The organism is Flavobacterium fluvii, from assembly GCF_900129545.1.
Lineage (GTDB): Bacteria > Bacteroidota > Bacteroidia > Flavobacteriales > Flavobacteriaceae > Flavobacterium > Flavobacterium fluvii.
This window is the reverse complement of record NZ_FQWB01000001.1, coordinates 89,984-114,800: the sequence shown is the minus strand read 5'-3', so window position 1 is coordinate 114,800 and position 24,817 is coordinate 89,984. Positions and strand designations below refer to the sequence as shown.

Genomic DNA, 24,817 nt, shown 5'->3' with positions numbered 1-24,817 from the left:
TTTTTACAATATACAAAAATGCCTTTCGAAAGAAAGGCATTTTTATTTGCTCATAACTTTGTTATATTTGTAAAATGAATGAAAATTTAGACCCAACAAACAGCGGCTATAATCCCGAAGAACTTGATCTCGAAAAAAAATTGAGACCTCTGTCCTTTGATGATTTTGCTGGTCAAGACCAAATTTTGGAAAACTTGAAAGTGTTTGTTCAAGCGGCTAATCAAAGAAACGAAGCGCTTGATCACACCCTTTTTCACGGTCCGCCGGGATTGGGAAAAACTACTTTGGCCAATATTTTGGCCAACGAACTGCAAGTGGGCATAAAAATCACTTCAGGTCCCGTTTTGGACAAACCGGGTGATTTGGCGGGTTTGTTGACTAATCTCGAAGAAAGAGATGTTTTGTTCATTGATGAAATCCATCGGTTGAGTCCGATTGTCGAAGAATATTTGTACTCGGCAATGGAAGATTTCAAGATCGACATCATGATTGAATCGGGGCCCAATGCCAGAACGGTTCAAATCAATTTGAATCCGTTTACCTTGATTGGTGCTACCACTCGTTCCGGTTTGTTGACAGCTCCAATGAGAGCCCGTTTCGGGATTTCATCACGATTGCAATATTACACCACCGAACTTTTGACAACTATTGTCGAAAGAAGTGCTTCCATTTTAAAAATGCCCATTTCCATGGAAGCCGCCATCGAAATTGCGGGTAGAAGCAGGGGGACACCTCGTATTGCCAATGCATTGTTGCGTCGCGTGCGTGACTTTGCCCAGATAAAGGGTAATGGGACCATCGACATTGAAATAGCTCGTTATGCACTAAAAGCATTGAATGTTGATGCGCACGGTTTGGACGAAATGGACAATAAAATCTTGAACACCATCATCGATAAATTCAAGGGTGGGCCAGTTGGTTTGTCCACTTTGGCGACAGCCGTTTCCGAAAGTAGCGAGACCATAGAGGAGGTTTATGAACCATTTCTAATCCAGGAAGGATTCATTATGAGAACGCCAAGAGGAAGGGAAGTTACCGAAAAAGCATACAAGCATCTTGGGAAAGTAAGAACAAATATTCAGGGCGGACTTTTTTAACCGCTTAATCATTAAGAAAATTAAGCTTTAAAATCTTAATGAAACTTAATTTTCTTAATGGTTTTAATAAAATATTAATTGTTTAACAACAAAGAAAAATACTCGCAATTCATAAAATCCGAAGCCAAACGCCTCGGGTTTTTGTCTTGTGGGATATCCAAAGCTGGATTTTTGGAAGAAGAAGCACCTCGATTGGAACATTGGCTAAACAATCAAATGAACGGACAAATGTCCTATATGGAGAATAATTTTGACAAACGCTTAAACCCAACATTATTGGTTGATGATGCCAAAAGCGTGGTTTCCCTTTTGTTGAATTATTATCCTTCCGAATTTCAAAATGAGGATTCCTATAAAATTTCAAAATATGCTTATGGGCAAGATTACCATTTTGTCATCAAAGAAAAACTGAAGGAATTATTGTTTTCAATCCAGTCAACCATCGGAGAAGTTTCGGGTCGTGCTTTTGTGGATTCTGCACCAGTCTTGGATAAAGCTTGGGCAGCCAAAAGCGGTTTGGGTTGGATTGGCAAAAACAGCAATCTATTGACCCAAAAAGTAGGCTCTTTTTATTTTATAGCCGAACTCATTATTGATCTGGAATTAGAATATGATCACGCTGTTACCGATCATTGCGGTTCTTGCACTGCTTGTATCGATTCGTGTCCTACCCAAGCCATTGTTGCGCCCCATGTTGTTGACGGTAGTAAATGTATTTCGTATTTCACCATCGAACTCAAAGAAAATATTCCGCCGGAAATGAAAGGTAAATTCGATGATTGGGCTTTTGGGTGCGATGTTTGCCAGGATGTTTGCCCTTGGAATCGATTTTCGAAAGCACATAACGAACCATTTTTTAATCCCAATCCGGAATTGCTTTCGATGTCCAAAAAAGATTGGAAGGAACTTACCGAAGAAACTTTTAAAACTGTTTTTAAAAACTCCCCGCTTAAGAGAGCCAAGTTTGATGGGTTGAAGCGAAATGTGACTTTTTTGAAGTGATTCCATTGGTTTTTATGGTGTAAACGAAATTGTTTTGTATGAATTCAGCCCTTTTTGGGAATCTTCTTTGGCCAGTTGTAAATCAGGGAAAAAGTATTTAGACCGATTTTATATTAGAAATTTTATATAAAAAAGTAATCGTTATTGATTATTTTTTTTAAATTTATAGTCCGTAAATTAATTGCAAACATTAAATGTACACTGTTATGACTGTTAGCCAAATATTAGCAAAAAAAGGGAAAGAGGTGTTCTCCGTATTGCCAACAATAACGGTATTTGAAGCCTTGGGAGTGATGAGTGAAAAAAATATTGGAGCTATTCTGATAATTGAAGACACCGTGTTGAAAGGTATTTTGTCTGAAAGAGATTATGCCAGAAAGATTGCTTTGAAAGCAAAATCATCTAAAAAAACTTTCGTTCATGAAATTATGGAAGATGTTGTAACCGTAAAGCCATCTGATAATTTGGATTATTGCATGGAGTTAATGGATGCCAAAAGAGTAAGACATTTACCTGTTATTGAAAATGATGTCGTTATTGGTATTATTTCCATTAGTGACGTTGTAAAAGCCATTATTGAAATGCAAAAAGAAACCATCAAACATTTGGATTCTTATATTTCACAATAAAGAAAAAAACAACCAAAAAAATAGCTGCAAATAGTGCAGCTATTTTTTTGTGCAATAGAAGGGAAGATGTGTTGCTGCAAATACTCCTTCAAGATAAAGCCTTAATATCCGAGTATAAATTATAATTGAAAATGGACGAAAATAGTAAGAGAAGAGAAGCGTTATTGTATCATGCAAAACCTACACCAGGAAAAATTCAAGTTGTTCCAACCAAAAAATATGCAACCCAAAGAGATTTGTCTTTGGCTTATTCACCAGGGGTAGCCGAGCCATGTTTGGAAATTGCCAAAGACATAAACAATGTTTATAAATATACCGCAAAAGGAAATTTAGTTGCCGTAATATCTAATGGAACCGCAGTTTTGGGATTGGGTGACATTGGGCCAGAAGCTTCAAAACCAGTAATGGAAGGTAAAGGATTGTTGTTTAAAATCTTTGCCGGTATCGATGTATTCGATATTGAAATTGGAACTAAAAACGTTGAAGAATTTATTCAAACGGTAAAAAATATTGCACCAACTTTTGGTGGAATTAATCTAGAAGACATAAAGGCTCCCGAGTCTTTTGAAATAGAAAGAAGATTGGTCGAAGAGTTGAATATTCCGGTAATGCATGATGACCAGCACGGAACGGCAATTATATCTTCGGCAGCATTGCTAAATGCACTGGAATTGGCAGGAAAGAAAGCCGAAGACCTGAAAATGGTGGTTTCTGGAGCCGGTTCTGCAGCATTGGCCTGTGCTGACATGTATATTTTATTGGGAGTGAAACTAGAAAATATCTTGATGTTCAACAGCAAAGGAGTTTTGACAAAAGACAATCCTTCATTGTCTGTTATGCAGCAAAAATATGCCACTGACAAAAAACCAATGAGTCTGGAAGAAGCCTTGGTAGGTGCGGACATTTTCTTGGGATTGTCTTCAGGAAATATAATGAGTCCCCAAATGTTGTTGGGAATGGCTGAAAACCCAATCGTTTTTGCGATGGCAAATCCAAACCCGGAAATTGCCTATGAACTTGCCATCGAAACGCGTAAAGACGTTATTATGGCAACAGGACGTTCGGATCATCCTAATCAAGTAAACAACGTGCTTGGTTTTCCTTATATTTTCCGTGGTGCCTTGGATGTTCGAGCCACAAAAATTAACGAAGCCATGAAGATGGCTGCAGTGAGAGCTTTGGCTGCTTTGGCAAAAGAAAGTGTTCCAGAACAAGTGAATATTGCCAATGGTGTTACCAAATTAATTTTTGGACGTGAGTACATAATTCCATCTCCATTCGATCCTAGGTTGATATCCGTTGTTGCCCCTGCGGTAGCAAAAGCGGCCATGGATTCTGGTGTGGCACAAAATCCGATTTCGGATTGGAAAAAATACGAAGAAGAACTGTTGGGACGTTTGGGAACCGACAATAAAATGCTGAGATTTATTAGCAACAGGGCCAAAATGAACCCTAAAAAAGTTGTTTTCCCGGAAGCAGAACATTTGGATGTGCTTAAAGCGGCTCAAATTGTTCATGAAGAAGGAATTGGCTTTCCAATTTTGTTGGGGAAGAAGAATATCATCCTGGAATTGAAAAAAGAACTTGGTTTTGATGCCGATGTCCAAATTATAGATCCTAAAGTTGTAGAGGAGGAACCAAGAAGAAATAAATATGCCAAAGCATTTTGGAATACCAGACAAAGAAGCGGAATCTCTTTATATGATGCCCAAAATTTAATGCGCGAAAGAAACTATTTCGGAGCCATGATGGTCAATGAAGGCGAAGCGGATGCATTGGTAACGGGACATACCAGAAGTTATCCATCGGTAGTTAAGCCAATGTTGCAACTTATTGAAAAAGAGCCGGGAGTTTCCCTTGTAGCCACAACAAATATGATGTTGACCAGTCGCGGGCCAATGTTCTTGTCCGATACAGCCATCAATATCAATCCATCGGCAGAAGATTTGGCGAAAATAGCCATTATGACGGCAAATACGGCAAAAACTTTTGGAGTTGATCCAGTAATTGCAATGATATCTTTTTCAAATTTTGGATCTTCAACTAATGAAGGAGCTTCAAAAGTGAGAGAAGCGGTGGCATATTTGCATAAATATCATCCAGAAATAATAGTTGACGGAGAGATTCAAGCCGATTTTGCCTTGAATCCAGAAATGCTGAAAGCCAAGTTCCCGTTTTCTAAATTGGCCGGAAAAGAGGTAAATACCTTGATTTTTCCCAATCTTGAATCAGCCAATATAACATACAAACTTTTGAAAGAACTGAACAAAGTGGACTCGATAGGACCAATTATGTTGGGAATGGGGAAATCTGTCCATATCTTTCAATTGGGAGCAAGAGTGGAAGAAATGGTCCATATGGCAGCTATTGCCGTAATTGATGCCCAGGAAAATGAAAAGAAAACACTAGAAAAATAAAATATTTTTTTTCAATAACAGGACTTATATAAATTTGGTGAGAATTTATATAAGTTTTGTTATATTTGGACGATATAAGATTTATGTATGATAGCACATATACAGGGTAAATTAGTAGAGAAATCGCCCACTCAAGTGGTTATAGATTGCGGTGGAGTCGGGTATCACGTGAATATTTCTTTGCACACTTATTCCTTGCTTCCTACGACTGATTTTATTAAATTGTTTACTCATCTTCAAATCAAGGAAGATGCACATACTTTGTTTGGTTTTGTGGAAAAATCAGAAAGAGAAATTTTTAAATTATTGTTGTCTGTTTCAGGGATTGGAGCCAGTATTGCCAGAACAATGTTGTCTTCGTTGGATCCAAAACAAATCACCAATGCAATTGCCTCTGGAGACGTGTCCACAATTCAATCCATAAAAGGAATTGGAAGCAAAACCGCTCAAAGAGTGATACTCGATTTGAAGGAAAAAGTGTTAAAATTGTACGATTTAGATGAAGTTTCGATGTCTCAAAGCAATACTAATAGAGATGAAGCGTTATCTGCCTTGGAGGTGTTGGGTTTTGTTCGAAAAGCTTCAGAAAAAATAGTGGAAAAGATTGTAAAAGAGGCACCCGACAGTTCGGTTGAATATATTATTAAACAAGCTTTAAAGAACTTATAAAAGTTGGAAATACAGTATTTAAAAAAGAATCAATTCGTGAGTAAAATTTGTACCTTTTTTTTAGTTGTTTTTTATGGTTTTGTGTCTCAAGCCCAAGTAGCGCCAGCAACCCAGGATACGACCAAAACTGGATTTTCAACGGGAAAAATTCAGGTAAAAGACCCACAAAGCATTCTTAAGGCATACAAGTTTGACCCCGTTACCGGAATGTATGTTTACACCCAAACCATTGATGGATTTCCAACTAATTATCCCACTATTTTAAGCCCAAAAGAATACGAAGATTTGGTGTTGAAAGAATCGATGCGCAACTATTTTAAACAAAAACTAGATGCCATTGAAGGGAAAAAAGACGGTAGCGACGATGCCAAAAAAGATTTGTTGCCAAGGTATTATATTAAATCAGGACTTTTTGAATCCATTTTTGGCAGCAACACCATCGATGTGAAACCCACGGGGTCCATAGAAATGGATTTTGGACTTCGTTATACAAAACAAGACAATCCGGCATTTTCTCCAAGAAACAGATCGACAACCGCTTTTGATTTTAATCAAAGAATAAGTATGAGTTTAATGGGAAAAGTGGGAACTCGATTGAATGTAAATGTCAATTATGATACCCAATCCACTTTTGCATTTCAAAACTTGATCAAGTTGGAATATACTCCTTCGGAAGATGATATCATCCAGAAAATTGAAGTGGGTAATGTGAGTATGCCTTTGAATAGCTCGTTGATTAAAGGGCCTCAAAGTTTATTTGGGGTAAAAACCAAATTGCAGTTTGGCAAAACATCCATCACGGGTGTCTTTTCAGAACAAAAATCACAAACCAAAACGGTAATTGCCGAAGGAGGAGGAACGGTTCAGGATTTTGAAATGTATGCCCTGGATTATGATAATGACCGACACTTTTTTCTTTCACAATATTTTAGAAATAAATACGATGCCTCGTTAAAAAATTATCCTTTCATTGACAGTAGAGCACAAATCACCAGATTGGAAATTTGGGTTACCAACAAGCAGAATCGTGTCAATGCAACGGCAGGAAACAATTTAAGAAATATTATTGCCCTTCAGGATTTGGGAGAAGGACAATTGACGGATGCAAATGGTAATCTAATAAATGATGAAGTTGTTGTTTTGGATCCTATACATCCTGATTTTTTTGACCCTGCAATCCCGGTAAATTCACCATCGGACAATAAAAACAACAAATATGACCCTGCATTAATAGGTAAAGGAGGTTTTTTAAATAACAACATTAGGGAGATTGCTACGTCGGGTGACGGTTTTACTCCCGAGGTTAAGAGTAGCATCAATGAAGGTGCCGATTATTCCAAGTTGGAAAATGCCAGAAAATTAAGCCCAAACGAATACACCTTTCATCCTCAATTGGGATATATTTCGTTGCAACAAAGATTGGCCAATGACGAGGTTTTGGCAGTAGCCTATCAATACACCATTGGAGACCAAGTGTATCAAGTGGGGGAATTTGGTAATGACGGTGTGGATGCAACTCTTGTTTCAGGAACTACCCCGGCAGACCAAGCCATCATAACGCAAAGTTTGGTGTTGAAAATGCTAAAAAGCAATTTGACCAATGTCAAAAATCCGGTATGGAACCTGATGATGAAAAACATTTATCAAATTCCGGGAGCTTATCAGTTAAAACAAGAAAATTTCAGATTCAACATCTTATACACCGATCCTTCTCCAATAAATTATATTACGCCGGTATCGGGTAGTACATTCCCGCCAAATCCAACTACGGGAAATGAAGTTGCCGAAACTCCTTTGTTGAAAGTATTCAATTTGGATAAATTGAATTTTAACAATGACCCGCAGGCTGGCGGTGATGGTTTCTTCGATTTTATGCAAGGAATGACCATCGATACTCAAAACGGTCGAATCATATTTACAACCAAAGAACCATTTGGGGAATTGTTGTTTTCTAAATTATCGAATGGAGCTGGAGAAGATTACAAAGATTCCAGTACCTATAATCCAAATCAAAGGAAATACGTTTTCAGAAACATGTATTCCAATACACAATCGGGGGCGTTACAAGATAGTGACAAAAATAAATTCCTTTTAAGGGGTAAATACAAATCTTCGGGAGGCGAAGGAATTCCTATTGGGGCTTTCAACGTGCCTAGAGGTTCGGTGGTGGTTACGGCTGGAGGACGAGTTTTGGTCGAAGGAATCGATTATAGCGTGAATTATCAATTGGGAAGAGTACAAATTCTGGATCCTTCACTTCAAGCATCGAACACGCCAATTAATGTGTCGCTGGAAAACAACTCTATTTTTGGACAACAAACCAAACGTTTTTTTGGGGTTTATGTAGAGCATAATATTTCCGATAAATTTTTGGTCGGAGCCACTTTCTTGAAATTAAACGAAAGACCTTTTACCCAAAAATCAGGTTTTGGACAGGAATCCGTGAACAACAACATTTTTGGATTTAATACTAATTATTCATCTGAAGTTCCGTTTTTGACTCGATTGGTGAATAAATTGCCAAATGTCGATACGGATGTGCCTTCCAATGTTTCGGTTAGGGGAGAGATTGCATTTTTGCAACCTGAGGCTCCAAAAGGAAACAGTTTCCGTGGGGAATCAACCATATATGTAGATGATTTTGAAGGTTCGCAATCCACTATCGACATGCGTTCCGCTTATGCCTGGAGTTTGTCGTCAACACCGGTAAATGATGCCGAAAGCCAATATAATTTTAATGGTACGGCCAATGATTTGAGTTATGGTTTCAAAAGATCAAAAATGGCTTGGTACACCATTGATCCGATTTTTTATACTCAAAGGCCATCGGGAATTACAACTGATGATTTGTCGTTGAATACCACAAGAAGAATTTTTAGTGAAGAGCTGTATCCATTGACCGATATCGCTGCTGGACAATCGCAAGTGGTCAACACATTGGACTTGACTTATTATCCTGCTGAAAGAGGGCCGTATAATAATTCGAATAGTGTCACAAGTGCCAAGGATAATTTTGGGGGAATTATGCGTTCGTTAAATTCAACCAATTTTGAACAAGGAAATGTTGAATACATCCAGTTTTGGGTATTGGATCCTTATGTTGGAACCGGTCAGATTCCGGAAACCAATACGGGCAAGATTTATTTCAATTTAGGAGAAATGTCGGAAGATGTTTTGAAAGATGGTCGAAAACAATATGAAAATGGACTTGGGCCAGATCAAATATTGGTCAATCCACGGCCGATTTGGGGGGATGTTCCAGCTTCGCAATCCCTGATTTATGCTTTCGACACCAATACTGCCAATCGAACCAATCAAGATGTTGGATTGGATGGTTTGCCTAATGGCAAAGAGGGAGCAATCTATACCAATTATGCTTCTCAACCCGATCCAGCAGGGGATGATTATAGGTATTATTTGAATGCTTCGGGAGGAGTTTTGGAACGATATAAAAATTACAATGGTGTAGATGGGAACTCTGCCGTAGATATTAATGATGCTAATAGAGGGGCCACTACCAATCCTGATGTGGAAGACATCAACAAGGACAACACCATGAACACCATCAATGCGTATTATGAATACAGCATTGAGATGAAGCCGAAAATGGATGTTGGTCAAAATTATATTACCGATATCAGAAATACCCAAGTAAAATTGGACAACGGGCAAATGACCGATGCGAGATGGATACAGTTTAAAATTCCTGTTTCGCAGCCAGAAAACACCATTGGAAACATCTCCGATTTTAGATCCATTCGTTTTATGAGAATGTTCATGACCGGTTTTGACAATGAAGTGACGGTTCGTTTTGGTGCTTTGGACTTGGTGAGAGGAGATTGGAGAAGATATACAAGTTCGTTGGATCCAACTGATTTAACCGTAACTGACGACGGTACGGCTTTGGATGTATTGGCGGTAAATCTTCAAGAAAACAACGATAGATGTCCTATTAATTATGTTGTCCCTCCAGGAGTGGAGCAAGAACAATTGTACAACAACAATACGGTTATCGATCAAAATGAGCAATCGTTGTCTTTGAGAGTTTCGGGCGATGGATTGGAGCCGCTGGATTCAAGAGCCGTTTTCAAAAACGTGAGTGTGGACATGCGACAGTTCAAGAACTTGAAAATGTTTTTTCACGCTGAATCCTTGCCGGGTGAATTGCTTCTTAACGATGATCAAATGACAGGGTTTATTCGTTTTGGAAATGACTTTACCCAGAATTTTTACCAAATTGAGATTCCTTTAAAAGTTACATTGCCGTCTTCCACAACAGGGACTAATTGTACTTCCTTGAGTTCGGATTTGGTTTGGCCTGCAGAAAATGAAATGAATCTTTCTCTGGCGTTACTTACTGCCATGAAGATTGGTGTTCCAAAAACGCCTTTGGCAGATGGAGTCATTTATTATCCTGATGACCATCTTGATGTGTTTCCTAATGGAGATGGAGATGCTAAATTGAGATTGGGTATAAGAGGGAATCCTAACTTTGGATTGGTTCGAAATTTGATGTTGGGGGTAAAAAGTAACGAGACCCACCAAGCTATAAAAGGAGAAGTTTGGTTCAATGAACTTCGCGTGGCCGATATGGACAACAGTAGAGGTATGGCTGCCGTAGTGAATGTAGATTCAAATCTGGCCGATTTTGCCACTGTTTCAGCAACAGGAAGAACCAGTACCATAGGTTTTGGCGCATTGGAAGAAGGGCCAAATGAAAGAAGTCGTGAGGATGTCAAGCAATACAACATTGTCACCAATTTAAGTTTGGGTAAATTATTGCCGCCAAAATGGAAAATCACTTTGCCGTTTAACTATGCCATTGGAGAAGAAACCATTACTCCTGAATACGATCCATTTAATCAAGACATCAAATTGAAACAGCTATTGGACAACACCGCCGATGCTGCCGAAAGAGATAATATCAACAACAGGGCGGTGGATTATACCAAAAGAAAAAGCATCAACTTTATTGGGGTAAGAAAAGAAAGAGGCGAGAAACAAAAACAACACGTTTACGATCCTGAAAATTTTACTTTTTCGCAATCCTACAATGAGGTGGAGCGCCACGATTTTGAAATAGAGGATTATGTAGATCAACAAGCCAACACGGGAATTGACTATGCTTACAGCTTTCAACCCAAGTCCATTGAACCGTTGAAGAAAACAGAATTCTTGAAAAAAAGTAATTATTGGAAGTTGCTGAGCGATTTCAACTTTAATTATTTGCCGTCGAACATCAATTTCAATACCAATATTATTAGACAATACAATCGCCAACAATTTCGACAAGTAGATGTGGAAGGAATAGGCATTGATCCAATGTACAGAAGAAATTTTGCCTTTAATTACCAATATGGGTTTAATTTTAATTTGACAAAAAATTTGAAGTTAAACTATACGGCTTCCTCCAATAATATTGTGAAAAACTATATGAACGAGAACAACGAGCCCATAGATGATTTTACGATTTGGGACAGCTATTGGGATATGGGAGATGCCAACCAGCACATGCAACAATTAGTGTTGAATTATCAGATTCCAATTGATAAAATTCCGGTATTTAGTTTCATAAAAGCCAATTATTCTTATACCGGCGACTATAGCTGGCAAAGAGCTTCGGTGGCATTATCCGAAATAAACATTGGAGGAGTGGACTATAATTTAGGTAACACGATTCAAAATGCGAGTTCCCATAATTTGAACGCCACTTTTACCATGGATACTTTTTACAAGTATATTGGGTTGACAAAAAAATCAGCATTAAAAGCAAATCCAAAAGCAGTTGCCCCTAAACCAGGAGAAAAAGTGGCCAATACCAATTTGTTGGTTCCAAAACAAAACAATTTCATGAATGGGTTGATCGGAGTTTTGACCAGCGTAAAAAACATACAAACCAGTTATGTTAAAAATAGCGGTACCGTTTTGCCGGGATATACGCCGGGTATAGGTTTCTTTGGTTCGTCAAGACCTTCTCTTGGATTCACTTTTGGAAGCCAAGATGACGTGAGATATGAAGCGGCTAAAAACGGTTGGTTGACAAGCTATCCCGATTTTAACCAAAGTTATTCCCAAGTGGAGAATGAAGTATTCAAAACTACGGCAAATGTCGATTTGTTCCCGGATTTGAAAATTGATTTGACTCTGGATAGAGCGTATTCCGAGAATTTTTCGGAACAATACGATGTTACTAATGGGGAGTACAATGCGAGATCGCCGTATAGTTATGGTCTTTTCTCGATTTCTACCATCTTGATCAAAACCTCATTTTCTACCAGTGATGAAAACATATCGGCGGCATTTGATGATTTCAGGGGAAATAGACTTGAGGTTGCTAATCGATTGGCAATTGAGCGCCAAAAACATGATCCATCTTATGATCCAACTATTACTGATTCAGATGGATTTCCGAAAGGATACGGAAAAAATAACCAGGCAGTATTGTTGCCGGCCTTTTTGGCAGCTTATTCCGGTGGTAATGCCTCAGATGTTTCACTTGGAATTTTTAAAAGTTTTCCAGTACCCAATTGGGCTATAAAGTACAATGGATTGATGCGTTATGCTTTTTTCAAAAAGAATTTCAAACGTTTTTCTTTACAGCAAAATTACAGGGCATCTTATACCGTCAATGCTTTTAGATCGAATTTTGAATACGATAAAACGCCAGCTGGAGTGGATGCAAGCGGTAATTTTTTCAATAAAACCATTATGTCTAACGTCAATTTGGTGGAGCAATTTAACCCGCTTATTCGAATGGATTTTGAATTGATGAATTCGTTGAAGATACTAACCGAAGTGAAGAAAGATCGAGCATTGTCCATGAGTTTCGACAACAATTTATTGACCGAAGTAAAAGGAATTGAATATGTTGTGGGGATGGGATATCGAATCAAAGATGTCATATTTTCGTCAAGATTGGCCGACAATCCTACAGGAATCATAAAAAGCGACATTATCATAAAAGCGGATATGTCCTACAGAAACAATAAGACCATTGTGCGTTATTTGGATTATGACAACAATCAATTGGCCGGAGGACAAAATGTTTGGTCGTTGAAATTGACTGCAGATTATTCTTTCAGCAAAAACCTGACGGCTATTTTCTATTATGACCACGCATTTTCTAAAGCGGTGATTTCAACTTCTTTCCCTTTGACAAATGTTCGTTCAGGATTCACGCTCCGATATAATTTTGGAAATTAATGAAATTTTATCCTAATCAGTGCAATAATAGAATTGGAAATAATACTTTTGAAAAAAAATTAAAATCTAAAATCTGTCCCATGTTTTTGGGGCTTAATCTTAATTAAAATGAACATACCAGCAAATTTAAAGTACACAAAAGATCACGAATGGGTTAGCATTGAAGGCGATATTGCCACTGTGGGAATTACACATTTTGCACAAAAGGAATTAGGAGACATTGTATATGTTGAAGTGGAAACTTTAGACCAAACCTTGGAAAAAGACGAAGTTTTTGGAACCGTTGAAGCCGTAAAAACAGTTTCGGATTTGTTTCTTCCATTATCTGGAGAAATTATTGCCTTCAATGATGATTTGGAAAGTTCGCCAGAAAGCGTAAACTCGGATCCTTATGGAGCGGGCTGGATGATAAAAGTGAAAATCGCTAATTTAGACGAAATAAATTCTTTGCTTTCGAGTGAAGCATACAAGGAATTAATAGGTGCGTAAACTTTTTTTTTTATTGGCGGCTTTATTTTGGTCTGGAGTAATCTTGTTTTTTTGTTTAATCAAATCAAATGACATTCCGACGATTAATGTGCCGTATGTGGATAAAGCAGTTCATGCCGTTTTTCATTTTGTGTTTACATTGCTTTGGTTTTTGTTTTTTAAAAAGAAATTAGACACGTCGAACATCTTTAGACCCTTGGTGATTTCTTTCGTGTTTTCGTTTTTTTTCGGAGTGGCAATAGAGTTGATGCAGAAATTTTTCACGACTACAAGAAGTGCCGATGTTATTGATGAATTGGCAAATCTATCCGGGGCGGCTTTGGCGGTTATTGCAATCGTCTCCTTGGATACGTACAAAGGGGTGATGGATAGAATTTAATTGATTAAATAAATGTTTTTATAATTAAACAGATGAATATCAAGCAATATTTAGATTCGACCTATTTAAAAACACCAGCGCAAAACGGGCTTAGTCAAGCCGAAAATATTCTAATTGCCAAAGGATTTATTCAGGAAGCCATTGACGAGAACTTCAAGCTCATCATGATTCGTCCCGACATAGTTTCCATAGCCAAAAAAATGATTGTCGATGCCAAGTCAACCGTGCATATAGGAACAGTGATTGATTTTCCGGAAGGGAAATCGGGTTTGGAAGCCAAACTCGCCGAAGCGACTCAAGCCATAGAAGACGGTGCCGACGACTTGGATTTTGTATGCAATTACGAAGCATTCAAAGAAGGAAATGTAGATTTGGTAAAAGAAGAAATCTTGAAATGTACCAAACTGGGCTTGTTCCACAACAAAGTCGTAAAATGGATTATCGAAGTGGCAGCACTTTCGGATAAGCAAATTATCCAGTTGTCTGCTTTGATAAAAAATATTGTTATCACTAATTTCAAGGAAGAAAATTATTCGTCTGTTTTTGTAAAGTCTTCAACAGGATTTTATAAAACAGATAACAACCTTCCTAACGGAGCGACAGTTCCAACTATACTATTGATGCTCGAAAATGCCTCGCCACTTCCAGTAAAAGCAGCCGGTGGAGTGAGAACTTATGAGGAAGCAGTCGAAATGATTCGGCTTGGCGTTAAACGAATTGGTACTTCGGGTGCGAGTGCCATTGCAAATGGACAAAAAGCACAAGGCGAGTATTAAAAACTAAACCCAATATGAAAAAAGGATTACTGACATTGCTTTTATCTTTTTGTGCTTTTGTTGCTTTTGCACAAAATGTAAATACTACTCCCAAAACAAACGTAAGTTCTCCTGCGCGATTTCCTGTCTTTCCAAATTGTGAAAACATGGAAGCCGTAGCCTTGGAGAAATGTTTCTACAATGAAGTGCAGGATTTTGTTTTTCAAAATTTTGTTGTTCCCGAGAATTTGGTTCAAAATAATTTTCAAGGAAAAGTCAAGGTGCTTTTTGAAGTGGACGAAAAAGGAGTTTTTAAAGTGATTTACGTGAATGCCGTCGATAATTCATTGATTCAGGAAGCCAAAAGAGTTTTTGCCAAGTTTCCCAAAATAAAACCATCAACCTACAATGGGAATCCCGCTTTTTCCCAATACAACATCAATATTGCGATACCATTAAAAAGTAGCGAGCAACAAGCCGCCGAAGCCGCTGCTGCGACAGCAGCTGTAGAAGCTAAAAATGCTCCTACCAAGAAATTAACGGAATTGGACAGCATTCCCTATACTAAATTCGACAATCCACAGTTCAGGAGTCATTTGAACATTCCTTTTTCTCACAGCTATTATGCGCATTTTGATGCTTCGATGAATCAGGTTGGCAGCAATAACCACACGGGCTCGAAACCATATACTTATGCAGAAGTTGCCAAATATTATGATTTCGTGGCAGAAAATGAAAAGATCAAAAAAAACAAATCCGGCTGGTGGGGACGAAAATTATGGAATGAAAACTTGGTCGAAATACAAGGCGAGGATTATTGGTTTGTTTTTAATCCGATAGTCGATTTACAAGTGGGAACTGCTTCAGGAAAGAATCAAGTCAATACATTTGTAAATACGCGTGGAATCAATTTTAGTGGAGGATTGGGTTCGCAAGTAAATTTCACGACTACCATTTTTGAAAGTCAAGGACGATTTGCCGATTATTACAATCGTTATGCCGAATTGATAAAACCGGCTGGTGGCAATCCTGCCATTATTCCCGGAATTGGAATAGCCAAAGATTTCAAGACCGATGCCTACGATTTTCCGTTGGCGGAAGCCGACATCACATTTGCTCCTGCAAAATTTATCGATTTCCAATTGGGTTATGGCAGAAATTTCATTGGAGATGGATACCGTTCCATATTGGGGAGCGACGGAACAAGTCCTTATCCGTATTTTAAAATAAACACCAATTTTTGGAAAATAAAATACACCAATACTTATATGTGGCTCAAAGACGTGCGTCCAGAGGTCACTGTGGATAAAACCTATGCCACAAAGTTCATGGCAAACCATTATTTGAGCTGGAATATTTCGAATCGATTGAATTTGGGTCTTTTTGAATCGGTAGTTTGGTCTGACACCAACAATAGAGGGTTTGACATGTATTTCGTGAATCCCATTATTTTTTATCGAGCCGTCGAGTTTGCCGCTTCGGGAAGAACAGGAAATGCACTTTTGGGCTTGACTTTCAAATACAAATGGAACAATCAGGTGAATCTTTATGGGCAATTGCTGATTGACGAATTTTCTACCGATGCAATAAAAGGAGGAGACAATAGCTGGAAAAATAAATTTGCCTATCAGTTGGGCGTGAAATATTTCAATGCTTTTCACGTAGATGATTTGTTGTTGCAGTTGGAATACAATCACGTGCGTCCTTATGTGTATTCGCATAGCGATCCGCTTACCAATTTTGCACACGCCAATCAAAGCATGGGGCATCAATGGGGTGCAAATTTCCAGGAAATCGTTGCCATTGGTCGTTACCACAAAGGCAGACTTTTTGCCGATGCCAAAATTACGTATGGAGTTCGCGGTTTTGACTTTGCCAGTTCAGGAGCCAAATCTAATTATGGTGGCAACATTTACAGGGATTATGATGTTGAGCGTTATGCCGACACGGGCGTGAAAGTAGGACAGGGAAACAAAACCAATGTTTTCATCACGGATTTGCAAGCAGGTTATTTGGTTAATCCAATGACGAACTTGAAACTCTTTGGCAGTTTTATTTACAGGAATTTTGATCCTTCAAAAGACACCACCACAGCCATCAAGGAAAGTACAGCTTGGTTTTCTTTGGGAATTCGTTCGGATGTGTTTAATTGGTATTTTGATTATTAATTTGTAGACAACTCTATGCGTAAATTTTTTTTAATTGTATTTCTAATAGTATTGCCTTTATTGGGCAAAGCACAAATTACCAATTTCGGAATTCAATTTTCTGATGCAATTATCTCAAGGTATCAGCCTACAATAAACGCTTTTAATAATAATGGTTGGGATCATGCCAATAGTATTATTCTTCACGGAATGGAGAAAATATACGGAAAGACCAAAAATCCTGGATATGTTAAATACATAAAAGATTTTGTAGATTCTTATGTGGATGAAAAAGGGAATGTCAAAGGCTTGAAAACAGAACTCGACGGTATTCATCCGGGGTTGTTGTGTTTGTTTTTGTATGAAACCACTAAAGAAGAGAAATACAAAATTGCCGCAACCAACATGAGAAATTATTTGTTGGGGACTACTGCAGTTCCAACAAAGTTTAGTAAAACTCCTGATGGAGGTTATTGGCATAAGAACAATGATCATTATGAAGATGTGATGACGATTGATGGCGTATATATGGCGAATCCATTTCTTTTAAAATACGGAATTAAATTTGGAGATACTGAAAGTGTTGACTCGGCATTGTTTCAAACTTTCTTGGCGGCTTCGCGAATGTTTAACATAGAAACGCATTTGCCTTATCACGGTTGGGATTATAAGAAAAAGAAATCATGGGCAAGTCCAATAACTGGAACTGCAACCGAGGTTTGGAGCAGAAATGCAGGCTGGTTTTCGATGGCACTCGCCGATATGTTGGAATTCCTTCCGCCTACACACAAAGACTATAAAAAACTATTGTATTTATACCAACAACTAGCCATAGGTATCAAAAACACTCAAAATAAAGAGGCACTATGGTGTCAATTAATCAATCACAAGGAATTAGCAGATAATTATACCGAAACCAGCGGGTCGGGAATGATAATTTATGCTTTAAAAAAAGGATTGAATAACAAATGGTTGGATGAATCTTATGCTATGGTTATAGAAAATGGCTGGGAAGGGTTCAAGAAATATATAGCCATTTTTAGCGATGGAAAGCCTCAAATTAAATCTTTTTGTCCAGGAATGGGAATTAAAGATAATATTAAAGAATACCTTTCAGTTCGTCCAGTTGATTGTCCATCGAATGTTTCCAAAAACCAACCTCACGGTTATTGTGCAGTATTAATGGCTGCATCTGTTATGGAATAATAGTAAATGGGAACAAATTTGGCATGTTGCTATTCCTGGTCTCATAATTTCGCAAAACAAAAGACAACCACAACCTCAAAAGACGTGGTTTTTTTATGCCGTATTTTTTATTTGCCAAATCCCTTTCGATAAACTACTTTTGCAAAAGTTTTAAAAAAACAAACAAAGTAAACCTTGAACAGCACGCCCAATACCCTTTCCGTAAAATCAATATATACTGATTTCAAAGCAATTACTAAAGCTGGATTGGCTATTAGCGTCGTGTTTTCTTCATTAGCTGGTTTTTTGCTTGGTGTTGAAGATTTCAAGACTTTGCATTGGATTGTCTTGTTGAAGCTGGCTATTGGTGGTTATTGCATGGTGGGCGCGTCTAATGCCTACAACCAAGTCATCGAAAAAGATCTTGATGCCTTGATGGACAGAACTAAAAATCGTCCAGTTGCCTCGGGGAGAATGGCGCCAAACGTGGCGTTGGTCGTTGCCAGTATTCTTACCATTATCGGTATTGTTCTTCTTTATAGCATCAATCCAAAATCGGCGATGTTTGGTGCGATTTCCATATTTTTATATACCAGTATTTACACGCCCCTGAAAACGGTGACTTCGTTGTCGGTTTTTGTGGGTGCTTTTCCGGGAGCGATTCCGTTTATGTTGGGTTGGGTTGCGGCAACGGGAGAATTTGGAATCGAAGCCGGAACCTTGTTCTTGATCCAGTTTTTTTGGCAGTTCCCCCATTTTTGGGCAATCGGCTGGTTTTTATATGAAGACTATGAAAAAGCAGGTTTCTTTATGTTGCCAACAGGCAAGAAAGACAAAGGAACGGCTTTGCAAATAATATTGTACACTGTTTGGTTAATTATAGCTTCGCTATTGCCATCTTTGGGTTATACGGGACAATTGTTTATTTCGCCAATAGCAGCGGTTTTGGTATTTTTGCTGGGACTTTGGATGCTTTTTTATGCAGCGAGATTGTATAAACTAAGAACTGCAAAAGCTGCAAGAACCTTGATGTTGGTAAGTGTTTCTTATATAACCTTGCTGCAATTGATTTATATATTTGATAAATTTTTAAGATAGTTATGACAACAACAATGACCGCCGAAGAGCATAAATCAAGATCAGATCGATCATACAAATTGCTGTTAATGTTTGCAATGATGAGTATGATCATGATGTTTGCTGGACTTACAAGTGCTTTTATTGTAAGTAAATCCAGAGTGGATTGGTTGAAGGATTTTCAATTGCCATCCGCTTTTTTCTATAGCACTGCTGTAATAATAGGATGTAGCGTTACTTTTCATTTGGCGAAGAAAGCCATTCAAAAAGACAATCAAAAATCGACAACGATATTTCTTTTGGCTACTTTGGCTTTGGGAATTTTGTTCGTGGTTTTACAGTTTGTGGGCTTTGGGCAAATAGTGGAAAGTGGTTATTATTTTACCGGGGCGGAGAGTTCCATCACGACAACATTCCTATATATAGTTACTGTTGTACACTTGTTGCATCTTGCTGGAGGGTTAATTTCACTTTTAATTATAATTTATAATCATTTTAAACAAAAATACAATTCAACACAAACTCTTGGGATTGAGTTAGGTGCGATGTACTGGCACTTTCTTGATTTATTATGGGTTTTATTATTTTTATTTTTATTTTTCTTTAAATAAGAAAAAATTGTAGATTTGGGAACTTTTTAACGAATAACTTTTATGGATACAGTTACTACTGCAAATAGTGGAGAAAAAATTTGGGGAGGCGGAGAAAATCAGCCAATGGGAGCTAGTTATGGCAAATTAATGATGTGGTTTTTTATCCTGTCGGATGCTTTGACTTTCTCGGGATTTTTAGCTGCTTACGGCTTTTCTAGATTTAAATTTATTGAAACTTGGCCTTTGGCCGATGAAGTGTTTACACACTTCCCATTTATGCACGGGGTTTCGGCACCGATGTATTATGTGGCATTTATGACTTTTATTTTGATCTTTTCATCAGTGACGATGGTTCTTGCCGTTGATGCAGGTCACCAATTGAAAAAAGATAAAGTAGTCATTTATCTGTTCTTGACCATTATTGGTGGTTTGATTTTCGTGGGCTCACAAGCTTGGGAATGGAAAAACTTCATCAAGGGAGAATATGGTGCAGTCGAAACAAAAGGAGGAAGTTTACTTCAGTTTGTCGACAAGGAAGGACACCGAGTGGCACTCGCCGATTTCGCCGCTACATTGCCGGAAGAAAGAGAGCAGTTAGAAAGAAACAAAGGAAAATGGTTTATGGACGAAGCTGCTTTGCCAACTTATTCCGTGGCAGAAGTTCAAGCAGGTTTCAAGGCACATCCTGAAATTTTAATCAGAACCGAGGTTATTTACGAAGATAGTTCGGCCAATGAAAAAGACACTAAAATCAATCACGAATTAACCAAGCACAAACATAAAACGGTTTTGACAAGAGAAGAATCGGAATTGCGATTGAATCAAGCAAGTTTGGTTGTGGAAGGTGCCAACTTGACAAGAAACGAATATGGTAGCAAGTTGTTTGCCGATTTCTTTTTCTTTATTACAGGTTTCCACGGTTTCCACGTATTCTCGGGAGTAGTCATTAATATCATTATTTTCTTTAATGTTTTAATTGGAACTTACGAGAAAAGAAGAAGCTATGAAATGGTAGAAAAAGTGGGACTATATTGGCACTTTGTTGATTTGGTTTGGGTGTTTGTATTCACGGTTTTCTATCTAATTTAATTTACAAAAAGTAATTATTATGTCACACGCACACGAATCAAATACAAAAAGAATCTGGACGGTTTTTGGGATATTGTCTGTAATAACAATTGTTGAGGTAATTTTTGGTATCATTAAACCGGACTCTCTACACTTGAATAGTTTTTTGGGCTTGAATTTGCTTAACTGGTTATTCATTATTTTAACAGGGGTTAAAGCTTATTATATTGTTTATGCCTTCATGCACATGGAGGGAGAAAGAGCAACGCTAAGAAATTCGGTAATATGGCCGTTGATTTTTCTGGTAATTTATTTGCTTTTTATTCTTTTGACGGAAGCGCATTATATATTTGGGGTTTTTAAAAATAGCACGATTAAGTGGAATTTTTAACAAAATATTAATTCAATAAAAAGGGTGCGCTTTGCGTGCCTTTTTTTATTTTTGCACATTATACTTCGGCACGATCATGAAAAAAAATATTGTTCTCTTCGTTCTTTTTGTTTTACCCATTGTTGCCTATCTTTTTTTTGCATCAGGAGTAAACAGCTTTACCAAATTGCCTGTTATCACTCCCAAAGTTGCTGATTTCGGCAATTGGAAATCCTTGAAAAATGAAAAAGTCAGTTTGGACAACAAAATAACAATTCTTGGTTTTTCAGGTTCCAATCTCTTAAAAAACAGGGGGAATTATTTTAATCTAAACGAAAAAATCTACCAACGCTACCACACTTTCAAAGATTTGCAATTTGTGGTGGTTTGTCCTTTGGGAACTGAAGAACAAGCGAAAAGCCTAATTGATGTTTTGAAAGGATTCACGGATGTTAGCCAATGGCATTTTGTTTTTGCTTCACCTGAAGATATTAATGCCTATTACAGCCAACTGAATCTCGTTGGAAAATTGGACAAAGATTTGGGTACTCCAAACGTATATATTCTTGACAAAGAAAGGAACCTGCGAGGAAGAAAGGAAAAAAAAGGATATAAAGAAGGGTACAGCACTTTTCATCCCGCTGAACTGAGCAATGAAATGCTGGATGATTTCAAGGTTATCCTGTACGAATACCGTGCAGCACTCAAAAAAAACCATAACGCCACTAAAAAGCTTTAACTTTCAGGAATCATGCTTAAAAACAAATCATACATCTGGATTTCCTTTGTTATTCTAATTTTTGGAATCTTGGTTGTTCCGGAAATTGTCGATAGAATTGAAAACAATGAAATTGTAAAAGGGGATCGATTGGACAAGGTTTCCAATTCCTCAAAGGATGATGGGAAATTGGATAAAATTGGTCCTGTACCCAAATTTGAATTGGTCAACCAAGACAATGTAAAGATCAGCAATGAAACCTACAAAGGGAAAGTATATGTCCTGGAATTTTTCTTCACGACTTGTCCTTCCATTTGTCCAAAGATGAATCAAAGCATGTTGGGTATTGAAAAAAAATTCTTTGGAAATCCTAATTTTGGTATTGTTTCCATTTCCATTGACCCAGAACACGATACTCCTGCGGTTTTGAAAACCCACAGGGAACTATTGGGAGTTAAATCATCCAATTGGAATTTCTTGACTGGTGATAAAGCTTATATTTTTGATTTGTCCAACAAAGGATTTAACCTTTATGCAGGTCAAAACAGCAAAGTAAAAGGTGGTTTCGAGCATTCGGGATTGTTTGCCCTAATTGACAAAAAAGGGAATATCCGTTGTCGATATGACGAGTTTGGAAACCCGATTTTGTATTATGACGGTTTGGATAAAAAAGGGGTAAGGGACATTCAACAAGATATAGCAATTTTATTAAAAGAATAAGATGGAAGATCATTCATTAGAACAAAAATTCAGCAAGTTTATAATAATTGTATCAATTTTGATTCCAGTTGTGGTGGCACTTCTTTTCAGCGTCAAGCTAAAAGATTTTGGTTTCCACGTTGAGCCACTTTCATTTCTGCCTCCTATTTACGCTGCGATAAACGGGATTACTGCAGTGGTTTTGGTCGCTGGAGTATTGGCCATTAAAAATGGCAAAAGAAAACTTCACGAACAATTGATGACTTCTGCCATTGCGCTTTCGGTAGCTTTTTTGGTGATGTATGTTGCTTATCACATGACTTCGGAATCCACAAAATTTGGTGGGGAAGGGATAATCAGGCCTATTTATTTTTTTATTTTAATATCGCACATCCTTTTGTCCATTGCCGTAATTCCACTGGTTTTGATTACTTATGTTCGTGCCTTGGCCAACAAATTTGACAAACATAAAAAAATAGCCAAAATCACGTTCCCAATTTGGTTGTACGTTGCCGTTACTGGTGTGGTTGTATATTTATTGATTTCTCCATATTATGTTTAGTATAGAAAACAGAACAAAGAGTAAAGAGCAAAAAGGTTATAGAGTAAGAGTTTTTTTCTATATTCTTTTTTCCATGTTCTTTTCTCTTTCGGCTAACGCTCAATGTGCGATGTGTCGTGCCGCTTTGGAAACTGAAGGAAATACCGCTAAAGCACAAGCCGTAAATGACGGCATCGTTTACTTGATGGTCATTCCTTATTTGCTTGTTGCTGGAATAGGATACTATATCTATCGAATGAGAAAGCAGAAAAAGCAATAACAATTGCAATATCAATCTGAAATTACTTCAAGCCGTCCACGGAAACATTTACCGTTCCGTTTACTTTTATAAAAGCGATAACGGCCTTGTTTGTCAATTGAATTTTCTGGAATTGAATATCCTCCATTTTGCCGTTGACAAAAACACCTGACATTGGCGAATAATTTTTCAAATAAGCAGCCATGTTTTGTTTTCCTTCTTCCAAATTAGGAACGATGGAATAACGACAACTCTCCTGAATTTTTCTTAAAACCAATCCTTGTGCCAGCCAGTTTGCGGTGCGCATCAATTTATTCTTGGTGTCCAAGGCGTAATCCAATTTGTCAAAATACACTTCTTTTGTTTGTTCGTTGTATTGTGGAAAGCCCGTTAAATATATTGTTCCGTTTACCGTTCCCAAAAGGTCCAATGCAATCACCATTTTGTCGTTTTTGTGCCAAATCCCAACATTTTGCACTTTTACTTTTTTACTGCCGGAACTAAATTCCTGTCCTGCAAAATTTTTGGTCATTATTTTGGATGCTTCCGCATAAGTGGAAACCGCGGCGACATTTGCCGTGATTTGGTTCGGGATTTTTGTTACGGGTTTCAAGACAATTTTTGAGGCATCAAATTTTGATTCTGGTTTGCCTCCAATCAAAGTTTCCATCATGCATTTCATTCCCATTTCCATCAAAAAAGTGTCGTTTTTGAGTTTGGCATTGGTCGAATAGATTTCAACGGGAACAATTCGAAGCCAACTTTCATACGTTTCACTCATTTGAAAAGGAGTGCATATTTTTTCCAAAGCAGCCAAAACATTGGGTTTAAAATCCATAGATTTTTCAATGGCGGCATCAATCTTGCTCTCGATTTTAGACCTGAAAAGCTTCACGGCGGGATTGATGAGATAAGTAACGGGAACATTTTTCCCAAAGACGACCATTGTTGGACTTTCGTTCCAATCCAAGGATTTTAGTTCTGTTTTGGTGTTGAGTTTCCAATTGGTCAAACCCACATCGCTTACGAGGGTTACCAATCCGTTTAGATTAAATTCTTTGGTGTTGTACAAATCAACTCCCATGGTTTTTGTGCCGATTCTATATTTGACCACCGCTTTTAATGGCAATATTGTTTTTATTTTTCCACCAGCACTTTCTTTGTCATTTTCGATGGTAATTGGAGCCAATTTCCAGATTTTCATCTCGATATTGTCGTCTTCAATGTTGTTGTCTTCATAGATCAAACCATTCAAGAGTGCATTGGTTTGGTTTTCGACATCCTTGAGTTTTACGCTAATGGGCAAATTGATGAAGGAAGGAGTGTTTTCATAAACCAATGGGTCGGCATTGTCTGGTTCGGGTTTTAGTGCCGCTATTTTATTGGATGTGGAACAGCTCGAAATAAAGAAGATGGCCAGAAAAACAAGTAGAACAGAAAGGGATTTCATCATTTTATTTTGGATTGATAGAACAAAATTAACAAAACAAATATATTTTCGATTCAAACTGTAACATTTT

General features: G+C 37.7%; 20 protein-coding genes. 19 read left to right on the top strand and 1 reads right to left on the bottom strand.

Going from position 1 to position 24,817, the window contains the following annotated elements:
* Window positions 1–74 precede the first annotated feature (74 nt).
* The 19 genes from ruvB (at window position 75) to BUC16_RS00425 (ending at window position 23,318) form a co-directional block, all read left to right on the top strand.
* Window positions 75–1,097 carry a Holliday junction branch migration DNA helicase RuvB gene (gene ruvB / locus BUC16_RS00515; protein ID WP_073367128.1) on the top strand — a complete coding sequence of 341 codons (1,023 nt, stop codon included), beginning with the start codon at window positions 75–77 and terminating at the stop codon, window positions 1,095–1,097.
* Window positions 1,098–1,175: 78 nt separating this feature from the next.
* Window positions 1,176–2,099 carry a tRNA epoxyqueuosine(34) reductase QueG gene (gene queG / locus BUC16_RS00510; RefSeq protein WP_073367126.1) on the top strand — a complete coding sequence of 308 codons (924 nt, stop codon included), beginning with the start codon at window positions 1,176–1,178 and terminating at the stop codon, window positions 2,097–2,099.
* A gap of 206 nt (window positions 2,100–2,305) precedes the next feature.
* A complete protein-coding gene (locus tag BUC16_RS00505; RefSeq protein ID WP_073367124.1) occupies window positions 2,306–2,728 on the top strand; it encodes a CBS domain-containing protein in 423 nt (140 codons plus the stop codon).
* Window positions 2,729–2,859: 131 nt separating this feature from the next.
* Window positions 2,860–5,145 carry an NADP-dependent malic enzyme gene (locus BUC16_RS00500; RefSeq protein ID WP_073367123.1) on the top strand — a complete coding sequence of 762 codons (2,286 nt, stop codon included), beginning with the start codon at window positions 2,860–2,862 and terminating at the stop codon, window positions 5,143–5,145.
* An 87-nt stretch (window positions 5,146–5,232) separates the two neighbouring features.
* Window positions 5,233–5,814: a Holliday junction branch migration protein RuvA gene (ruvA, locus tag BUC16_RS00495; RefSeq protein ID WP_073367121.1), complete on the top strand. Its 582-nt coding sequence runs from the start codon at window positions 5,233–5,235 to the stop codon at window positions 5,812–5,814.
* A gap of 36 nt (window positions 5,815–5,850) precedes the next feature.
* A complete protein-coding gene (gene sov, locus BUC16_RS00490) occupies window positions 5,851–13,017 on the top strand; it encodes a T9SS outer membrane translocon Sov/SprA (RefSeq protein WP_073368601.1) in 7,167 nt (2,388 codons plus the stop codon).
* 108 nt (window positions 13,018–13,125) lie between these two features.
* Window positions 13,126–13,506 (top strand): glycine cleavage system protein GcvH, encoded by a 381-nt coding sequence (gene gcvH, locus BUC16_RS00485; RefSeq protein WP_073367120.1) that lies wholly within the window; start codon window positions 13,126–13,128, stop codon window positions 13,504–13,506.
* The gene (locus tag BUC16_RS00480) at window positions 13,499–13,885 is read left to right on the top strand and encodes a VanZ family protein (protein ID WP_073367118.1); all 387 of its coding nucleotides are present in this window, start codon (window positions 13,499–13,501) and stop codon (window positions 13,883–13,885) included. Before gcvH ends, BUC16_RS00480 begins: the two co-directional genes overlap by 8 nt.
* A gap of 32 nt (window positions 13,886–13,917) precedes the next feature.
* Window positions 13,918–14,661, top strand: coding sequence for a deoxyribose-phosphate aldolase (gene deoC / locus BUC16_RS00475; protein WP_073367117.1), 744 nt, complete (start codon window positions 13,918–13,920; stop codon window positions 14,659–14,661).
* Window positions 14,662–14,675: 14 nt separating this feature from the next.
* Entirely contained in the window at window positions 14,676–16,808 is a 2,133-nt protein-coding gene (gene remB / locus BUC16_RS00470; protein ID WP_073367115.1) for a gliding motility outer membrane protein RemB, read from the top strand.
* Window positions 16,809–16,823: 15 nt separating this feature from the next.
* Window positions 16,824–17,993: a glycoside hydrolase family 88/105 protein gene (locus BUC16_RS00465; protein WP_073367114.1), complete on the top strand. Its 1,170-nt coding sequence runs from the start codon at window positions 16,824–16,826 to the stop codon at window positions 17,991–17,993.
* Between the two features lie 174 nt (window positions 17,994–18,167).
* Window positions 18,168–19,070, top strand: coding sequence for a heme o synthase (gene cyoE / locus BUC16_RS00460; protein WP_073367113.1), 903 nt, complete (start codon window positions 18,168–18,170; stop codon window positions 19,068–19,070).
* A 2-nt stretch (window positions 19,071–19,072) separates the two neighbouring features.
* Window positions 19,073–19,660 carry a cytochrome c oxidase subunit 3 gene (locus BUC16_RS00455; protein WP_073367111.1) on the top strand — a complete coding sequence of 196 codons (588 nt, stop codon included), beginning with the start codon at window positions 19,073–19,075 and terminating at the stop codon, window positions 19,658–19,660.
* A gap of 42 nt (window positions 19,661–19,702) precedes the next feature.
* Window positions 19,703–20,731, top strand: a complete 1,029-nt coding sequence (locus BUC16_RS00450; protein ID WP_073367110.1) for a cytochrome c oxidase subunit 3 — start codon at window positions 19,703–19,705, stop codon at window positions 20,729–20,731.
* A 19-nt stretch (window positions 20,732–20,750) separates the two neighbouring features.
* On the top strand, window positions 20,751–21,101 hold the full coding sequence (locus BUC16_RS00445) for a cytochrome C oxidase subunit IV family protein (protein ID WP_073367109.1): 351 nt from the start codon (window positions 20,751–20,753) through the stop codon (window positions 21,099–21,101).
* Window positions 21,102–21,177: 76 nt separating this feature from the next.
* Window positions 21,178–21,819, top strand: coding sequence for a hypothetical protein (locus tag BUC16_RS00440; protein WP_073367108.1), 642 nt, complete (start codon window positions 21,178–21,180; stop codon window positions 21,817–21,819).
* 12 nt (window positions 21,820–21,831) lie between these two features.
* Window positions 21,832–22,518: an SCO family protein gene (locus tag BUC16_RS00435; RefSeq protein ID WP_073367106.1), complete on the top strand. Its 687-nt coding sequence runs from the start codon at window positions 21,832–21,834 to the stop codon at window positions 22,516–22,518.
* 1 nt (window position 22,519) lies between these two features.
* The gene (locus tag BUC16_RS00430; protein ID WP_073367105.1) at window positions 22,520–23,059 is read left to right on the top strand and encodes a DUF420 domain-containing protein; all 540 of its coding nucleotides are present in this window, start codon (window positions 22,520–22,522) and stop codon (window positions 23,057–23,059) included.
* Window positions 23,052–23,318 (top strand): CAMCR motif-containing small membrane protein, encoded by a 267-nt coding sequence (locus BUC16_RS00425; RefSeq protein ID WP_073367103.1) that lies wholly within the window; start codon window positions 23,052–23,054, stop codon window positions 23,316–23,318. The genes BUC16_RS00430 and BUC16_RS00425 overlap by 8 nt, the downstream gene beginning before the upstream one ends.
* 22 nt (window positions 23,319–23,340) lie before the next feature.
* Here BUC16_RS00425 and BUC16_RS00420 read toward each other — a convergent pair whose 3' ends face one another.
* Window positions 23,341–24,750, bottom strand: a complete 1,410-nt coding sequence (locus BUC16_RS00420) for a DUF4403 family protein (RefSeq protein ID WP_396180382.1) — start codon at window positions 24,748–24,750, stop codon at window positions 23,341–23,343.
* Window positions 24,751–24,817 lie beyond the last annotated feature (67 nt).